General features: G+C 64.7%; 15 protein-coding genes. 8 read left to right on the top strand and 7 right to left on the bottom strand.

Annotated elements, in window-relative coordinates; all coding sequences use genetic code 11:
- Positions 1–172: 172 nt before the first annotated feature.
- The 3 genes from RU01_RS21245 to RU01_RS21255 all read left to right on the top strand — a co-directional run bounded on the left by RU01_RS21245 (position 173) and on the right by RU01_RS21255 (position 3,946).
- Complete coding sequence (locus tag RU01_RS21245; protein WP_052493403.1) at positions 173–763, top strand: TetR/AcrR family transcriptional regulator; 591 nt, start codon at positions 173–175, stop codon at positions 761–763.
- 161 nt (positions 764–924) lie between these two features.
- A complete protein-coding gene (locus RU01_RS21250; protein WP_052493404.1) occupies positions 925–2,565 on the top strand; it encodes an FAD-dependent monooxygenase in 1,641 nt (546 codons plus the stop codon).
- A 55-nt stretch (positions 2,566–2,620) separates the two neighbouring features.
- A complete protein-coding gene (locus tag RU01_RS21255; RefSeq protein WP_042576580.1) occupies positions 2,621–3,946 on the top strand; it encodes an MCE family protein in 1,326 nt (441 codons plus the stop codon).
- Positions 3,947–3,955: 9 nt separating this feature from the next.
- On the opposite strand, the gene RU01_RS21260 is transcribed toward RU01_RS21255, so the two are convergent.
- The 5 genes from RU01_RS21260 to RU01_RS21280 form a co-directional block, all read right to left on the bottom strand.
- Entirely contained in the window at positions 3,956–5,809 is a 1,854-nt protein-coding gene (locus RU01_RS21260) for an FAD-dependent monooxygenase (RefSeq protein ID WP_052493405.1), read from the bottom strand.
- Entirely contained in the window at positions 5,806–6,444 is a 639-nt protein-coding gene (locus RU01_RS21265; RefSeq protein ID WP_042576581.1) for a VOC family protein, read from the bottom strand. The genes RU01_RS21260 and RU01_RS21265 overlap by 4 nt, the downstream gene beginning before the upstream one ends.
- Positions 6,445–6,460: 16 nt before the next feature.
- Complete coding sequence (locus RU01_RS21270) at positions 6,461–7,417, bottom strand: fumarylacetoacetate hydrolase family protein (RefSeq protein ID WP_042576582.1); 957 nt, start codon at positions 7,415–7,417, stop codon at positions 6,461–6,463.
- Between the two features lie 74 nt (positions 7,418–7,491).
- Positions 7,492–8,151: a TetR/AcrR family transcriptional regulator gene (locus tag RU01_RS21275; protein ID WP_042576583.1), complete on the bottom strand. Its 660-nt coding sequence runs from the start codon at positions 8,149–8,151 to the stop codon at positions 7,492–7,494.
- A 59-nt stretch (positions 8,152–8,210) separates the two neighbouring features.
- On the bottom strand, positions 8,211–9,710 hold the full coding sequence (locus RU01_RS21280) for a flavin-containing monooxygenase (protein WP_042576677.1): 1,500 nt from the start codon (positions 9,708–9,710) through the stop codon (positions 8,211–8,213).
- Positions 9,711–9,850: 140 nt separating this feature from the next.
- Between RU01_RS21280 and RU01_RS21285 the strand changes: the two genes are divergently transcribed.
- Together RU01_RS21285 and RU01_RS21290 are read left to right on the top strand one after the other, a co-directional pair.
- Positions 9,851–10,777, top strand: coding sequence for an aldo/keto reductase (locus tag RU01_RS21285; protein WP_042576678.1), 927 nt, complete (start codon positions 9,851–9,853; stop codon positions 10,775–10,777).
- A 32-nt stretch (positions 10,778–10,809) separates the two neighbouring features.
- Positions 10,810–11,271 (top strand): hypothetical protein, encoded by a 462-nt coding sequence (locus tag RU01_RS21290; RefSeq protein WP_042576584.1) that lies wholly within the window; start codon positions 10,810–10,812, stop codon positions 11,269–11,271.
- Between the two features lie 153 nt (positions 11,272–11,424).
- On the opposite strand, the gene RU01_RS21295 is transcribed toward RU01_RS21290, so the two are convergent.
- Positions 11,425–11,919: a hypothetical protein gene (locus RU01_RS21295; protein ID WP_042576585.1), complete on the bottom strand. Its 495-nt coding sequence runs from the start codon at positions 11,917–11,919 to the stop codon at positions 11,425–11,427.
- On the bottom strand, positions 11,919–12,179 hold the full coding sequence (locus tag RU01_RS21300; RefSeq protein ID WP_042576586.1) for a helix-turn-helix transcriptional regulator: 261 nt from the start codon (positions 12,177–12,179) through the stop codon (positions 11,919–11,921). Before RU01_RS21300 ends, RU01_RS21295 begins: the two co-directional genes overlap by 1 nt.
- A 195-nt stretch (positions 12,180–12,374) precedes the next feature.
- Between RU01_RS21300 and RU01_RS21305 the strand changes: the two genes are divergently transcribed.
- The 3 genes from RU01_RS21305 to RU01_RS21315 are packed head-to-tail and all read left to right on the top strand — an operon-like array spanning position 12,375 to position 14,927.
- A complete protein-coding gene (locus tag RU01_RS21305; RefSeq protein ID WP_042576587.1) occupies positions 12,375–13,367 on the top strand; it encodes an SDR family oxidoreductase in 993 nt (330 codons plus the stop codon).
- Positions 13,364–14,149 (top strand): SDR family NAD(P)-dependent oxidoreductase, encoded by a 786-nt coding sequence (locus RU01_RS21310; protein ID WP_042576588.1) that lies wholly within the window; start codon positions 13,364–13,366, stop codon positions 14,147–14,149. Before RU01_RS21305 ends, RU01_RS21310 begins: the two co-directional genes overlap by 4 nt.
- A 43-nt stretch (positions 14,150–14,192) precedes the next feature.
- Positions 14,193–14,927 (top strand): TetR family transcriptional regulator, encoded by a 735-nt coding sequence (locus tag RU01_RS21315; protein ID WP_042576589.1) that lies wholly within the window; start codon positions 14,193–14,195, stop codon positions 14,925–14,927.
- Positions 14,928–14,950 lie beyond the last annotated feature (23 nt).

Here is a 14,950-nt window from a genome sequence, read left to right on the forward strand (position 1 = left end):
ATGCCCTGAGTTCGTCGCGCCGTGAATCCTGTTCTCGATAGACCCCAGCTCGATACTGACGATATGCTCAGTTCTGTACGGGTTCTCCACGAGGAACGGACACTCCATGGTCGAGGAAGGCTCGGATCAGGCTCTCTCCCGACAAGCGAGACGTCGCCTGCACACACGGGCCATGCTCGTGCAGGCAGCGTGCGCATTCCTTGCCGGCGACGTCGGCGCCGACGCGAGCGTCCAGCAGTTGGCCGACCGAGCGGACGTCGGGGTCGGAACGTTCTACAACCACTTCGACAACAAAGAAGCCTTGTTCGAGGCCGCGATCGCAGAGACACTCGCCGAGTTCGGCCGATTCTTCGACGACGCGTGCGCCGACGTGGACGATCCCGTGATGCTGTTCGCCCACGGAGTGCGAATGACCGTGCATTTGAGCGAGTCTCACCGAGAGATGACCAGCATCCTGATGCGACTCGGGTTCGGATACCTCGCAGGCGATACGGCGTTGGCGCCCCGCGCCGCCGCCGGACTTCGGGCGGCAGCCGAGTCGGGTCGGCTGACGATCACCCATCTCGACACCGCTCTCGCGTGCACGGCCGGATCACTCCTGGGGTGCTTGCACGTGCTCGCCGCGGACCCCTCCGCCGATGTGGCACGCACGGCAACTGCCCTCGCTGCCGGACTACTTCGCATGTTCGGCCTCGACGACGCGACCGCGTCGGACCTCGCGTCCCGGCCCCTACCGACGCGCCGAGTCATCCAGTCGGCCTGACTCCGCCGCCAGAACTGTCCGTTGACCTGCAGTACTGCATCGGCAGTCCGGTCACATGCAAACTGACGAAATCGTCATAAGTGAGGGCTCTTGACCCCCAATGGGCTCGAACGTGACGATTCGTTCACCGACACCGCCGAACACACCTCGGAAAGAGAGCCATGAGCATCGCCAGTACGAATCATCCCTCATCGGACGTCGACGTGGACGTCATCGTCGTCGGACTCGGTCCGACGGGAGCCACCGCAGCAAACCTGCTCGGACAGAGGGGCATTCGTACTGCGGTGATCGAGCGGGATGTGGACATCTATCCACGTCAACGCGCCATAGCCTCGGACGAGGACGCGCATCGGGTCTGGCAGAGCCTCGGATTGTTCGACCGCATGCTCGACACGATGTCTACCGACGTGAGAGTTCACCTCAAACACGGCGACCGAACGTTCCTGACCACCCACTCGGCAGAGAGCTACGGCCAGGGTGTTCCCGGGATGGCTTTCTACCACCAGCCGGAGCTGGAGCGAGTCCTCCGTGACGGCATCGAGCGCTTCCCCAGCGTGACCGTGACTGCAGGTCTCGATGCGGTGGCCCTCACCCAGGACGCCGACCGGGTCGTGCTGACTCTGCGGCCGGCGGACGGGAGCCCTGATCGGACGCTACGGGCTCGCTACGTCGTCGCCGCGGACGGCGGATCGAGCTCGATCCGGAAGATGCTCGGAATCCCGCTGCCGGGCAGACACATCGAAGAGCAATGGTTCGATATCCAGCTGCGCGCATGGTACGACCTACCTTCCGATGCACCACTCGACTTCACGTTCATCTCCGACCCGTACCGGCCGGGCGTCGACTGCCCGTGCCCGATGGGTTACCACCGCGTCGAATTCCGCGTCAACAAGGGAGAGACGATCGACTACCTGCAGTCCGAAGCGGGTCTACGAGCGTTGCTGGCCGAGCGCGGCATCGACTACGACACGGTGGAGGTCTTCCGTAGCTGGGCCTATACCTTCCACATCCGCCAGGCAGAGAAGTGGAGCGAAGGCCGAGTGTTCCTCGCCGGCGACGCTGCTCACATCATGCCCCCGTTCGCGGGACAGGGCGTCTCGTCCGGCGTACGCGACGTCGCCAACCTGTGCTGGAAGATCGCCGCCGTGCTCGACGGCGCCGACACATCACTGCTCCAGACCTACGAGCCCGAACGTCGTCCGAACGTCACTGCGCTGACACGTTTCTCTTTGGCGATCGGACGTGTGGTCATGTTGCGCAACGATCGACTCGCACGCGTCCGAGACTCCCTGTTCGTCGCCGCATCGAAGACACCCGGCGTTCGATCATGGCTCGCGAGAATGGGACTCAAACCCCGATACACACTCGGGACCCGCCGGGGCTTCTTCGCGGAGCAACCTGCCCGAGGCAGCATGCGCGGCACCTTCGTCGAACAGCCGTGGGTGGTGGGATCGGACCTGACGCCGGTACGCCTGGACACACTGCTGGCCGACTCCTGGACGTGGATCGGCTTCCCCTCCGCCCCGATACCGCACCGGTTGGCCGAGGCGGGGGTGTCCGAGATCAAGGTCGAGTATTCGTCTGCGCTGGCGACTCACCGTGTACCGACCGGACACATCGTCGACGGTGAACGCGTTCTCGAACGGCAACTCCGAAAGTCCGGGGCCGCCGGCATCCTCGTACGCCCGGATCGCTTCATCTACGGCAGTGACCGTGACCTGACCTCCGCGGACCATCTGCGGGTTGCCGCTGTGATGGGCTCGGCCCCTGTGCGCGGTGTCGTGACAGGCGCCGGGCAGTGATCGTTGCCGACGGTGTCGGCGAGAACGTCCTCGTCGAATCACGCAGGACAGCAGCATGATCGACACCCCGCGGCCATCGGTGCGACGACTGTCCGGTGCCGCGTTCCTTGTAGCGGTGGCCGTATTCATCGGGACCAGCGTCGCAATCTACGCCCGAGCGTTCGAGCCGGTGTTGCACGTCGAGCTGACCACCGATTCGGTGGGTAATTCCCTGACCCGCGATGCCGACGTCAAAATGCGGGGTGTTCTTGTCGGACGCGTCGAATCATCGAGGCCCACGAGTTCCGGCACGGTGGTGTCCACATTGGCGCTGAACCCGGATACCGCGCGGATGATTCCCGGCAACGTCACCGCCCGCATTCTCCCGAAGACCCTGTTCGGGGAACGCTATGTCGCCCTGCAAATGCCGGACCGGCGCGACGGCACAGCGCTCCGCGACGGGGCCACCGTGCTCCAGGACCGCAGCGGCAATGCCGTCGAGGTCAGTGAAATACTGGACAGCATTCTCCCGCTACTCGATGCGGTCCCTCCTCGAGATCTCGGCGCCACTCTCGGGGCGCTGTCGGGGGCGCTGTCCGGCCGCGGGGAACAGATCGGACTGACCATCGACCGCCTCGAGAAGATCTTCACCGGTCTCGATACACAGCTACCCGCGATAAAGGCTGATCTGCAGGGCGTGGCGAAACTGTCGGTAACCTATTCCACCGCAGCACCGGACCTGGTGGACGCACTCGACAATCTCAGTTCCGTGGGGAACACGGTCGTCGAGCGCCGCAACGACATCACCGCCCTGCTCGCCTCGGCAACCACGACGTCCACCTCGGTCGCAGACGTGGTCGAACAGAATGCCGACTCGATCATCGGACTCGCCGCAGGTTCTCGTGCCACACTCGACATCCTGGCGGAGTACTCCCCCGCCGTCGGATGCACGCTGACATCACTCGCGAGAACCCGCGAAGACGCCGTCGCAATCCTCTCCGTCGACGATCCCTACCCCGGGATCCGCGGCACCCTGAAGTTCGACAACCCGATGGGCGCGTACCTCCCGAACCAGGACGAACCGCGCTGGTTCGACGACCGAGGCCCGTCCTGCTACGACACTGTCACCGCACCGGGCGAATTCTTCCCGGCGTATCCCGGTAGCTCGCGCAACGACGGCTCCTACCAACCCCCCTCGCGCAACCCCGGACCCGCGGAACTGGTGCCCGCCAGGCTCGCCCAGAATTCGCTGACTCCCGGGTATGCCGGATCCACTCTCGAACGCGACACCCTCGCCGTCGTCTACGGGCAGGGCAGCGGCATCGATCCCGCGCACGTCCCTGCCTGGACTACCCTTGTCGGTGCACCAGCACTACGAGGCCGCGACGTCGACATCGGCTGACAGCGCGCGCTATCGGCGTCCAGAAGCGATCGACGTCTCCTCCGTGCGGTCCGATCCGTCGGTAGGTGAGAAATACGGCAGCCAGGTGCGTCGGACGACATCGACGAACTGCTGTCCTGCCGCGTCGGCATCGTCACGCGAACGCCATACGACGTGGCCGTCGGCACGGACGACGACTGCTCCGCTCGTTCCCACCTCGTACAGATCGACCGTGGCCTCGGGCGACGGGACCCCTGTCATATCGACGACGCGTGTTGTCAACGGCGACAGCTCGGACGACAACGACAACAGAACTCTCGTCCACGACGCGGGGTCGGACGTGAAGATCGTGAACGCACTCGGTGTCGTATCGACGAGCTCGAGTGTCGACCGCGGCCCGGACGGGGTCTCGACGACGGTGTGCGGCAGACGTCCTCCTGGCCTGGTTGTGGGGCGGTACTCGACGACATCCTCGGGGCCTACGGCCGGCTCTCGTTCACCAGGTTCGGCCGCGATCAAGGGACCGCCATACCGATACCCGTACTCCAATCCTGTCGAGACGAAGTGCGCGAGTTGCCCGGGGATACTTCCTGCCACGAGATCGCGAACACGTTGTGCGCGCCGTCCCGTCGACGCGAGTATGCGCGTACGTGTCAGCCCGGCGCGAGTCACTCTGTCCGCCAGAGGCGCTGCGAGACGACCGGGAATCATCGTCATCGGTCGCCGCGACATCGCTGCCGTCGCCCGTTGCAGCATCGTGTTGGTGACACCGAAATACCGGGTCGTGTCGTCCATCTTGACGTGATTGCTGACGCTGTGTCGGGCGAAGAGGTCGATCACCGGTCGACGCTCGGTCTCGTAGGTGTCGAGCAGTCGGTCGGTGGCGTGCCCACCGAGAACGGCATCGAGCTTCCACGCGATGTTGTGCGCGTCCTGCACACCACTGTTGAGGCCGTAGCCGCCGGTATGCGGAAAGCGGTGTGCAGCATCACCTGCCAGAAGAATCCGGCCACGGCGGAACACCTCGGCCGTCTGGGATGTCATCGTCCATGTCCCGGTCGAGACGACCTGGACGTGCACGCGGTCACCCAGCACGGCCGGCAACGTCGTGGCCCAGAAGTCCTCGCGGCGACGGGCCACGTCCTGATCGGGGTGAAGGTACGTGTTCATCAACACGTAGTGGTCGTCGGCATGAGCGATCATGACTCCCGCGAAGTTCGGCTGATAGATCCAGCTGAGCAGCGGGCGGGCGTCGGCGGGATAGAGCCCGGGCGCACGAAAGAATGCGCTTCCCATGCGGGCCAGCACCGGACCATGCATTTCTACATTCGCGAACTCGCGGATATCGCTGTTGGCGCCGTCTGCACCGACAAGGTACCGCGCAGCCACGGTGGCACCGGTGCTCATCTGCGCGGTCACCGTGTCACCACGCTGCTCGACGCGCTCGACGCGAGTGTTCCTGCGGAAGTCGATCAGTGGTTCCCGGTCGAGCGCCGTCCACAGCACAGGCATCAACTGGTGCTGTCCGATGTGCGAGATCAGGAAGTCACTGTGCGACTTCACACGAGCGAGTTGTTCCGGACGCGATGACAGGTCGATCTCGCCGAGAGCTCGCCCGCTCAGCTCGGAACACCAGCGGATGAGACTCACATCCTCGATCGGGGGCGCCAGGGCGGCGATGTCGCGCGCCAGAGCCGGATCCGCCTCGCGCCAGATCTCGAAGGACCTGCCGTGGATGACGTGTGCCGCGGGATGAGTCAGTTCGTCCGATCTACGGTCGACGACGATGGACGCGATGCCTCGACGAGCGAGCAACAGCGCCGCCGTGGCGCCGGTCGAGCCGGCCCCGGCGATGAGGACGGGAGCCGGATCGGAGGTGCTCACAGCGTACGGAACGTGATGGCGCGTCGGTTGACTCGCGGAGTAGTCCCCGGTCTCACGCCGGCGTCACGTCGTAGCAGCGACTCCGCGGGGGCACCGTCACGGAGTCGTTCGAGCAGGTAGGACGGGTCGATGGTGATCCCGATCGGGTTGCTCGCGAACTCGTCGCTGGAGAAGAACCGAGCGGTGTCCTCGGCTGTGGAGAAATTCTCCGTCTGGAACTCCAGACGTGTTCCGTCGGGATCCTCGTAGTAGAGCGACGTGGTCGGGCCGTGATTGATAGCCCACACCGGGGTGATGCCCCGCGCGGCCAGTCGTTCGTAGTTCAGCAGCAGCGGCTCGAGCGTGGTGTAGGTGAAGGCGAGGTGGTCGACGCCGTAGATCTTGCGTCGAAACCTGGCCAGCGGGAACAGGTATCGGAGCAGTCGAGGCACCTTGACCAGGGCCAGACGGTGACTTTCGTCGTCCCAGGTGAGGAAGGCGATCTGACCGTCCTCGTGCACGACGTGGGCGCCGAGAACGGCGGCGTACCAGTCGATCATCTCCTCCGGACGCGCTGTCTTGACGACGAAATGGGCGATGAGATCCGGGGCGAGCGCTGTCGTTGTCGGAGCGGGGCTCGCAATGGGCGATGGCATGGAAGTCTCCTCGGTGTCAGTTCGGTGCGATGATCGGCGTACGTTGCTCACCGAGATCCAGGGCGCCGTCGGACGATCGGATGGTGCTGGTGACGGTGTCACCCGGGCTCAGGAACGGCCCGGCGAGGTTGCGGCGGATGAAGAGTTTCCACATGACGTGCTCGGGCAACAACGCGGTCGCGAGCCGTCGCACGATTGCGGGTGGCGACTTTGCCGCGGTGCCGTGCGGGGTACCCGTCAGGAGCACGTCGCCCACGTCGAGATTGCTGAAAGTGCTCAGTTCGGTGAGTGATTCGGCGGGGCGGTAGACGAAGTTCGCGGTGGTGTCGGTCTGCCGCAGATCTCCGTTGACGTGCAACCGCAGTACGAGGTCGTCCAGGCGGTCGTAGTCTGCGTCGTCGAGGACCGCGAGCAATGGGCCCATCGGGCAGAAACCCCGGTAGCTCTTGCCTTTCAGGTACTGCCCTTGCGGGAGCTGCACGTCACGTGCCGACAAGTCGTTGGCGATGGTCACCGCGACGACGTACTCGCGTAGCGAGTCGTCGGTGATCGTGACCGGCTCGGTGATCGCCTTGCCGATCACCAGCGCAAGCTCGATCTCGTGGTCGAGCAACCGGACGTGCGACGGGCGGGTGACGGCCGAGTGCGGGCCGGTGATCGAGGCGTCGGTCTTGTCGAAGAAGAGGTTGAACGCCGTGTTGTCCGGATCCATCCCGGAGTCGATGGCATGTTGGCGAAAGTTCGCGCCCTGGCACAACACTCGGCACGGAGTGGTGATCGGAGACAGCATCTGCACGTCGTCGGCCACGTGGGTGGGCCGCCGCGATGCCGCGGCCGTCCAGTCGTCGCGTCCGTTCTCGAGAAGTTCACCGGTGGTCGCGTAGTCACCCTCGAGCGCGATGATCCCGCCGGCGGTCACCACACCCCACAGCTCGGCCTTGTCTGTCGTGAAGCGGCTGAGGTAGGTCGCCATCGTCTGAACTCCGTCCGTCGTGGCTGGGAGTGTCAGACTAACGTGTTCGCTGAACAACAGTCAACGAATCGTGTTCAGTCGGATCGGCCGTGGTCGTCCATAGTTGCGGCGGCGGAGAGTACGGCGATCTGTTCACGCAGGTCCGGACAGCCGTCGATGGCCTGAACACCCCTCAGCGCGCCGATGCCGATCTCGATGAACGAGGTGACGAGGGCGTCGACAGGCAGCGGATCGGGGTCGTTCAACCACCACGACGACGCCTCGTCGAATGCGGCGACCAGGGTCGTGCCGACGAACTGCATGAGCTTGTCGCCGGGGTCGAGATCCAGGGCGTGCGCCAACGCGGTCAAGGCCCGCGTACGTCCTCGGTCCGACGCGGCGACGACGGTCGGGTCCGGGTGTCGCCGCCCGACAATCAATCGCAGCGCGACTCCGCGGTGATTCTCGAGGTAGCTCAGATGAGTGCGCAGCGCGGCCCGGACGACCCTCGGGACGTCCGCGTCGTCAGGAATACTGAACGCGGAATCCATCTCTGCAACAACGTTATCCAGGACGGCTCGATAAATTCCCTCTTTGTTCGAGAAATGATGGAACAGCAATCCGTGGGCGACACCGGCCCGTTTGGCGATGTCCGCGATCGTCACATCGCCGTAGTCCCGCTCGGTGAACAACTCGGAGGCCGCCGTCAGCAATCGTTCCCGTGTGGCGGCCTTCTGCTGCGCTCGTGTCGTCAACGAACAATCCTGGAGGTCACTCGACGAGACTACCCGGGGCTGTCACAGGGATCGTCCGATCACGACCGTTCGGCGAAGGCGTAGTCGTTCAGGTCGAATCGTCGGCTCCGCCACGACGCCTCGAGCGTGGTCGACGCTCTGAACGGCACATCCCCGTTCTTGGTGAAGTAGTAGCTGTTGGCGCTCGCACAGCTCGGGTCGGTGAACACCTGCAGCGGCCGCCGCTCCAGGATGGCGCTCATGTACTTCTCCTGCGCCGCCGGTGTCACCTCGGCAACCGACGCCCGGAGGCGACGAGCTTCGCTCAAAACCCGCACGATGTGGGCGGCACTGTTCTCGACCAGGGTGAAGAACGACGCGCCGTTGTAGCCGTAGGGACCGAAGACGGTGAAGAAGTTGGGGAAGCCTGCGGTCGTCACGCCCTGATAGGTGTGGAACCGCGCAGCGTCCCAATGCTCGGCGAGGTCTGTTCCGTCGTCGGACGTGAGCGGGTACGTCGGCAGCGCGTCCTTGTCCGTCACCTTGAATCCGGTGGCCAGGATGAGCACATCGAGTTCGTGCAGATCGCCGTCGGCCGTGCGAATCCCTGTCGGCGTGATCGCCTCGACGGACGCCGTCTGCAGAGCGACGTTCTCGCGATTGAACGTCGAAAGGTACGAATTGTGGAAACTCGGCCGTTTGCATCCGAGGGCGTACTTCGGGGTGAGCGCTTCCCGCGTCGCCGGATCATCGACCTGCGCGGCGATGTATCGACGCGCAGCGACCTGCAGGGCGGCGGTGCCGGGAACCCATCGATGGAAGTGGGCCAACACCGGGAACGTCGCCTCGACGAAGGTCTGGCTCGCCAAGCGAGCTACCTGCCGAACTCCGGGAACTCGCCCGAGGCCGGCGCGTCCTACCCGGCCGAGCGGGAAGTCCGGTTTCGGCAGGCACCAGATGGGCGTGCGCTGGAACACGGTCAGGTGCTCGACCTCGGGTGCGATTTCCGGAACGACCTGCACAGCCGTCGCGCCGGTGCCGATGATGCCGACCCGCTTGCCCGCCAGCGATACCTCGTGGTCCCAGCGGCTGGTGTGCATCGTCGCGCCACCGAAGGAGTCGATGCCCGCGATATCGGGCAGCTTCGGTTGGCTCAGCGGCCCGCCTGCGTGAATCAACCAGCGGGCCGTGACATCTCCCCCGCTGGTCGAGATCGACCACTGGGCAGACTTCACGTCGAACGAGGCTCCGTGCACCCTGGTACCGAACCGAAGGTGGGCACCCAAGCCGTATTCCTCCACGATCTGCTCGGCGTAGGCACGTAACTCGCTGCCCGGGGCGTAGCTGCGGGACCAGGTCGATCGCTGAGCGAAGGAGAATTGGTAACTGAAGGACGGGATGTCTACAGCCACACCCGGATAGGTGTTCCACTGCCAGGTACCACCGGGACCGTCACCGTCGTCGACGATGAGCACGTCGTCGAAACCGGCTTTCGCGAGAGCGATCGCGGTGCCCAGACCGGAGAAGCCCGCACCGACGATGACGATCTCGTGGTGTGGGCGGGCTGAAACGTCAGGCACCGACGGTTCCCTTCTGCACTGTGCGTCGCGGTGCAGCACTCGGACTGATCATGCGACCGTACAACCGCATCACCGGTCCTGGTACGGACTCTTCCATCCCCGGTTGCGCCGAACGGTTCTTCGCGGGTACCGATGTGCAGATGAAGACTTTCGACCTCCCCGGCACCGACCTGCACGTCTCGAGCATCGTTCTCGGACTCATGCGTATCGAGTCACTCGACGACGAGCAGATCCGCACACTCGTCGGAACCGCCCGTGACGCCGGTGTGTCGGTGTTCGACCACGCGGACATCTACGGCAGCGAACGTCATGCGTGCGAGCGACGGTTCGGTGATGCAGTGTCGTTCGCATCCGACCGCGACGATGTGATCATCCAGAGCAAGGTCGGCATCCGCGAGGGTTACTACGACTTCTCGGCCGAGCACATTCTCACCACTGTCGACGAGTCTCTCGCCGCGCTGCGCACGGATCACCTCGACATCCTTCTACTGCATCGACCGGACGCCTTGGTGGAACCCGCCGAGGTGGCTCAGGCCTTCGACACCTTGCAGTCCGCGGGAAAGGTCCGACACTTCGGCGTCTCGAACCACACTCCCGGTCAGATCGCCGTGCTGAAGACTGCGGTGCAGCAACCCCTCGTCGTGAATCAGGTGCAGCTCAGCATCACTCATGCACCGCTCGTCGCGGCAGGCGTGGCCGCCAACATCGCCGGGCTCGACCAGTCCGTGGATCGGGACAATGGACTTCTCGACCACGCACGCGTGCACGGCATCACGCTCCAGGCCTGGTCACCGTTCCAGAAAGGGACGTCGGAGGGCGTCTTTCTCGGCGACCGTGAGAACTATCCGGACCTCAACGATGCACTCGACGACCTCGCCGACCAGTTCGGAACCACTCCCACCGCCATTGCCACAGCCTGGTTGACCCGGCACCCGGCGAATATCCAGGTCGTTCTCGGAACGACCACACCGTCACGGGTCGCGGAGGCGGCGGCCGGCTCCGACATCGAACTCGATCGTCAGCAGTGGTACCGGCTCTTCAGGGCCGCGGGCCACACGCTGCCGTGACCAGTGCACGTCCGGGCAGCGGGGGGTCAGACATGACCTCCACCGCTGGAACGGTTATTGCTCTAGCACTGTCGACCATCGCGCTGACCGCGTGTGGAACGTCGGAGATAGGTCAGCCGTACGAACTCGATGCGGACGATGTCGCGGCGTACTCCCGGAGAGACGGCTTCACCGTCCCGGACGGCTTCACGTTTGCCGAGGCGCACACGTTCTCGGAATTCGTCGGGCAAGCCCCGTGGTCGGCCCGATACGACGCGCCCGTCGACCTCGGCGACGGAAAAGCGGTGACGGCAGCCAACCCCACATTCCCGCCGATGGCAGCGATCACGTGCAGTGCGGTCCCTCCCGGCAATTGGTCGTCTCTCGGGTTCGATTGCGGACCGGGCACCCTCGTCACGCAGTATCCACCGTCCCGAGAGATCGACACCGTGACAGCACTTCTCACGCGGGACGAGCGTGGCGCTTCCTTGTTCCTCTACAGCTCAGGACACTGACTAGGGCCGCCGATGTTCGGAACCCCCGACCGTGGACGTCTACCCCCGCCCTACGGTGGTAGGAGTCCACGATCACCGGGCCGAAATCGGGCCTGGAGGCGTCCCTGGTTCGCATCGAATTGCTATCTGCCCGTATAGATTTCACTGAATCGCTCAGTCCTCGTCGGCCTCGAACTGCTGCTTGCGTCGACGGCTGCGAAAGATCGCCAGAGCAGCTCCGCCGCCTCCGATTACAGCTCCGACGATCAGGCCGGCCCAGGTGCTCGGGTCTGCACGCCCCGGCAGGTACTCATCCGGAGCAAGGGTGACCCCGATGCCGACGAAGGCCACCAGCAGGAGTACGGCGCTCACGTTGCCGCGGGCGGTGAACCACCGAGTCTCCGCGAACAGGTCCACATCCCTGGATTTGGCGTAGGCGAGGGTTGCGCAGCTCACGACGCCACCGAAGATGATGATGCCCAGCGCAATCCACGCCCCGGGCCGCCCGCCTACCCACGGGAGGACAGCGGCGGCCACCAGCCCACCGAAGGTGTGTAGTTGCAGCCCGACGGCAGCGGCTTCGTTCCATACGTCCCGCTGACGCTCGTCGCGATAGAACTCGGCGTCGAGATCGCCGACGAACCGCATCGATGTGGTGAACGCACTCATCAGGACTCCTTCTCGCTGAAGCTCGGGGTGTCGGACTTCGGGGTATCGGACTGCGGGGTGTCGGTGTCGACCGGGAACAGATGCTCGACCGTGGAGTCGAGCGCTCCCGCCACTTTCAGTGCCAGATAGACACTGGGGGCGTAGTCCCCGCCTTCGATCGAGACGATCGACTGTCGGCTGACTCCGCAGACGCGGCCCAGCTCGGCCTGAGTCATGCGGGATGCCTTCCGGAGGTCTCGCACTCGGTTCGTCACGACCATGCAACAAGTCAACTGTACTTGTCATTTCATGTCAAGAGTGATTGACATTTAGCTGGCCGACATCGATCGGGCCCAGTGCGACGTGGGGCCATCACGGCATGCGCCCATCGCCGAGTCTTGCGTTATTTGCATATTGTATGCAGTATTTGCAGCACGCACGGGTACGAACCGGGTGCGGACACCGAAGGGGGTTTCATGATCACAGTGACCAGTGCCGCAGGCGGTGTCGGACGACTGCTCGTCCGACAACTCGCACAACGCGGTGTTCCGGTGCGCGCGGTGGTGAAGAACATCGACCAGGAACGTACGACGCGACGGGACGGCGCAACAGAGGTCGTCGTGGGCGACCTACGATCTCCGCAGACACTCGACACGGCCCTGCTCGGCACGACCGTTCTGTACCACGCGGCTCCCACCCAGATCATCGACGAGCGACCCATCATCGAACACCTCATCGCCTCGGGACCGTCACAGGGATTGCAGCACATCGTGTTCCACTCGGTGATCCACCCGGATCTGCACGAGCTGACCCATCATCGACAGAAGGATGTCGCGGAGGGGCTGCTGCGCGACAGCACTATGCCCACCACAGTCCTGAGACCGTCGCACTACATGCAGAACTACCTCGAAATATGGGATCTTCTGCAGGCGGGCGTCATGCCCTACCCCGTCTCGCCGAACAGCGTCATGGGCGTGGTCGACGTCGCCGATGTCGCCGAGGCGGCAGCCACCATCGCGCTCGATCCGGCACCGCACACCGGACGCACCTACGACCTGTCCACCGTCGAACTGACGCGTCACGAGATGGCCGCGATCTGGGCGAAGGTCCTGGGGCACGGCGTGACTGCGGTGCGCATTCCCCCGTCGTCGCTGACACAGAGAGCAGCCGCACTACCCGCACTCGGATCCGTGGTGACCCATGCGGTGCGGGCCACGGGGCTCCGTTCGGTCGGCCACCTCGTTCGTGGCGCCGGCGCAGCCTCCAATCCCCGCGGCATGAACAACTGGCCACCCGATGCCCGCGAGGCGTACCGCGTGATGATGTCGCACTACGATCGACACGGACTGCCGGCCGGAGACCTCAACGTGCTGCCGGCACTACTCGGGCGCGAACCGAACTCGTACGAGGACTTCGCCCGACGCTCCGTCGCAGAATACGAACAGCAGTCCAGGAGCGATCGCGGATGAGCCGGGCGCCGTACAGATTCCGCCCGGGTCGGTCCCTGGTGACCGGCGCGAGCTCCGGCATCGGAGCCGAATTCGCCCGAGCCCTTGCTGAGCGCGGCTCGGACCTGGTGTTGGTGGCGCGGCGCGAGGACAGACTCGTCTCTCTAGCAGACGAACTAGGACGCGAGCACGGAGTCCAGTGCCGCATCGTCTCCCACGATCTGTCGGAACCAGCGGCCGGACGTCACTTACGAGACCTGGTGCCCGAAAGACTGGACCTTGTCGTCAACAATGCCGGCTTCGCCGTTCAAGGCACCTTCATCGACAACGATGCCGACGATCTCGCACGGCTTCTCGCCGTCGACGTCGCGGCCGTCGTGGACATCTGCTCGGCGTTCCTCCCCGACATGATCGCGCGCGGCACAGGATCCCTCGTGAACGTCGCCAGCACGACGGCGTTCCAGCCCGTCCCGACCCTCGCTGTGTACGCCGCAGCCAAGGCGTTCGTCCTCAGCTTCACCCAATCCTTGTGGTACGAATCCAAGCGCCACGGTGTCCGAGTGTTCGCGCTCGTCCCGGGTCCGACGCGCACAGAATTCTTCGACGTCATAGGCGAGACCGCCGCGGTAACGGGCTCACACCAGACAGCCACTGAGGTCGTCGCCACCGCGATGCGCGCCCTCGACGCGAAACACTCACGCCCGTACGTGATCTCGGGTCGTAAAAACTCGATCCAGGCTGCGACGGCGATGTTGACTCCACCTCGGATACTGCTTCCCGCCGTGGCCCGTCTGCTGCACTGACATCCGTCGTCCCTCGCGCCGACACGGCTGTACTGTCACCACCATGGCCAGGGTCTCGAGATTCACGGCAGCCGACCGTCGCGACGCGGTGGAACGTGCATTCACAGGAACAGAAAGTCCGGCCGCTGTCGCCGCGGCCATGGGCATCCACACCACAACGCTGTATCGATGGGCAGCGTCCGACGCTACGGACGACTCGGGTCCGGCCACGACCCGGCTCGTCCGCGCGACCCAGGAGCTCCTCAGGCACGCCGACTACGGCGACATCACCGTCGAAGCCGTGGCACAGCAGTGCGGCCTCTCTCCCAGAACTGCGTTCCACCACTTCCCCGGCAAACGCGACCTGTTCCAAGCGGCGGTCAACGACGCCGCCACCACCCTGATAGACCGCATGGCAGCACGGTCCGCGAAAGTGGAGTGGCCGGACCATCCTCTGGGGCAGCTTCAGTCGTTTCTGCACATCGCCGCAGCCACTATCTACGACACCCCGGCGACCCACGTCCTGTTCCGCAACATCGGTGTTCCTCGCAGCGAGGGCACAGCCGAAGGATGGCACGACGACTTTGTCGGCGCGATCGATCAGTTGCTTCGTCGTGCAGCCGACGCGGACCAGATCGACAGTCATACAGACATACCTGCCGCCGCGCGACTCGTCACCGGCGCCATGCGCGGTATTCATGCCGCAGTATTCGACGGTGCCTCCCCCGATGTGGCGCTCCAGCTGGTCGACAGGGTTCACCTCATGATTCCCGCCCGGCCGTCAGGGTTCCCGCAGTAGCATCCGCTCGACCTGGTCTCCGC

Source organism: Rhodococcus sp. MEB064, from assembly GCF_000834565.1.
Lineage (GTDB): Bacteria > Actinomycetota > Actinomycetes > Mycobacteriales > Mycobacteriaceae > Rhodococcoides.

Bases quoted from the DNA above. Each gene is read 5' to 3' on its own strand.
- RU01_RS21245 (WP_052493403.1), top strand. From the start codon at position 173: ATGCTCGTGCAGGCAGCGTGCGCATTCCTTGCCGGCGACGTCGGCGCC.
- RU01_RS21250 (WP_052493404.1), top strand. From the start codon at position 925: ATGAGCATCGCCAGTACGAATCATCCCTCATCGGACGTCGACGTGGAC.
- RU01_RS21255 (WP_042576580.1), top strand. From the start codon at position 2,621: ATGATCGACACCCCGCGGCCATCGGTGCGACGACTGTCCGGTGCCGCG.
- RU01_RS21265 (WP_042576581.1), bottom strand. From the start codon at position 6,444: ATGCCATCGCCCATTGCGAGCCCCGCTCCGACAACGACAGCGCTCGCC.
- RU01_RS21270 (WP_042576582.1), bottom strand. From the start codon at position 7,417: ATGGCGACCTACCTCAGCCGCTTCACGACAGACAAGGCCGAGCTGTGG.
- RU01_RS21285 (WP_042576678.1), top strand. From the start codon at position 9,851: ATGAAGACTTTCGACCTCCCCGGCACCGACCTGCACGTCTCGAGCATC.
- RU01_RS21290 (WP_042576584.1), top strand. From the start codon at position 10,810: ATGACCTCCACCGCTGGAACGGTTATTGCTCTAGCACTGTCGACCATC.
- RU01_RS21295 (WP_042576585.1), bottom strand. From the start codon at position 11,919: ATGAGTGCGTTCACCACATCGATGCGGTTCGTCGGCGATCTCGACGCC.
- RU01_RS21300 (WP_042576586.1), bottom strand. From the start codon at position 12,179: ATGGTCGTGACGAACCGAGTGCGAGACCTCCGGAAGGCATCCCGCATG.
- RU01_RS21305 (WP_042576587.1), top strand. From the start codon at position 12,375: ATGATCACAGTGACCAGTGCCGCAGGCGGTGTCGGACGACTGCTCGTC.
- RU01_RS21310 (WP_042576588.1), top strand. From the start codon at position 13,364: ATGAGCCGGGCGCCGTACAGATTCCGCCCGGGTCGGTCCCTGGTGACC.
- RU01_RS21315 (WP_042576589.1), top strand. From the start codon at position 14,193: ATGGCCAGGGTCTCGAGATTCACGGCAGCCGACCGTCGCGACGCGGTG.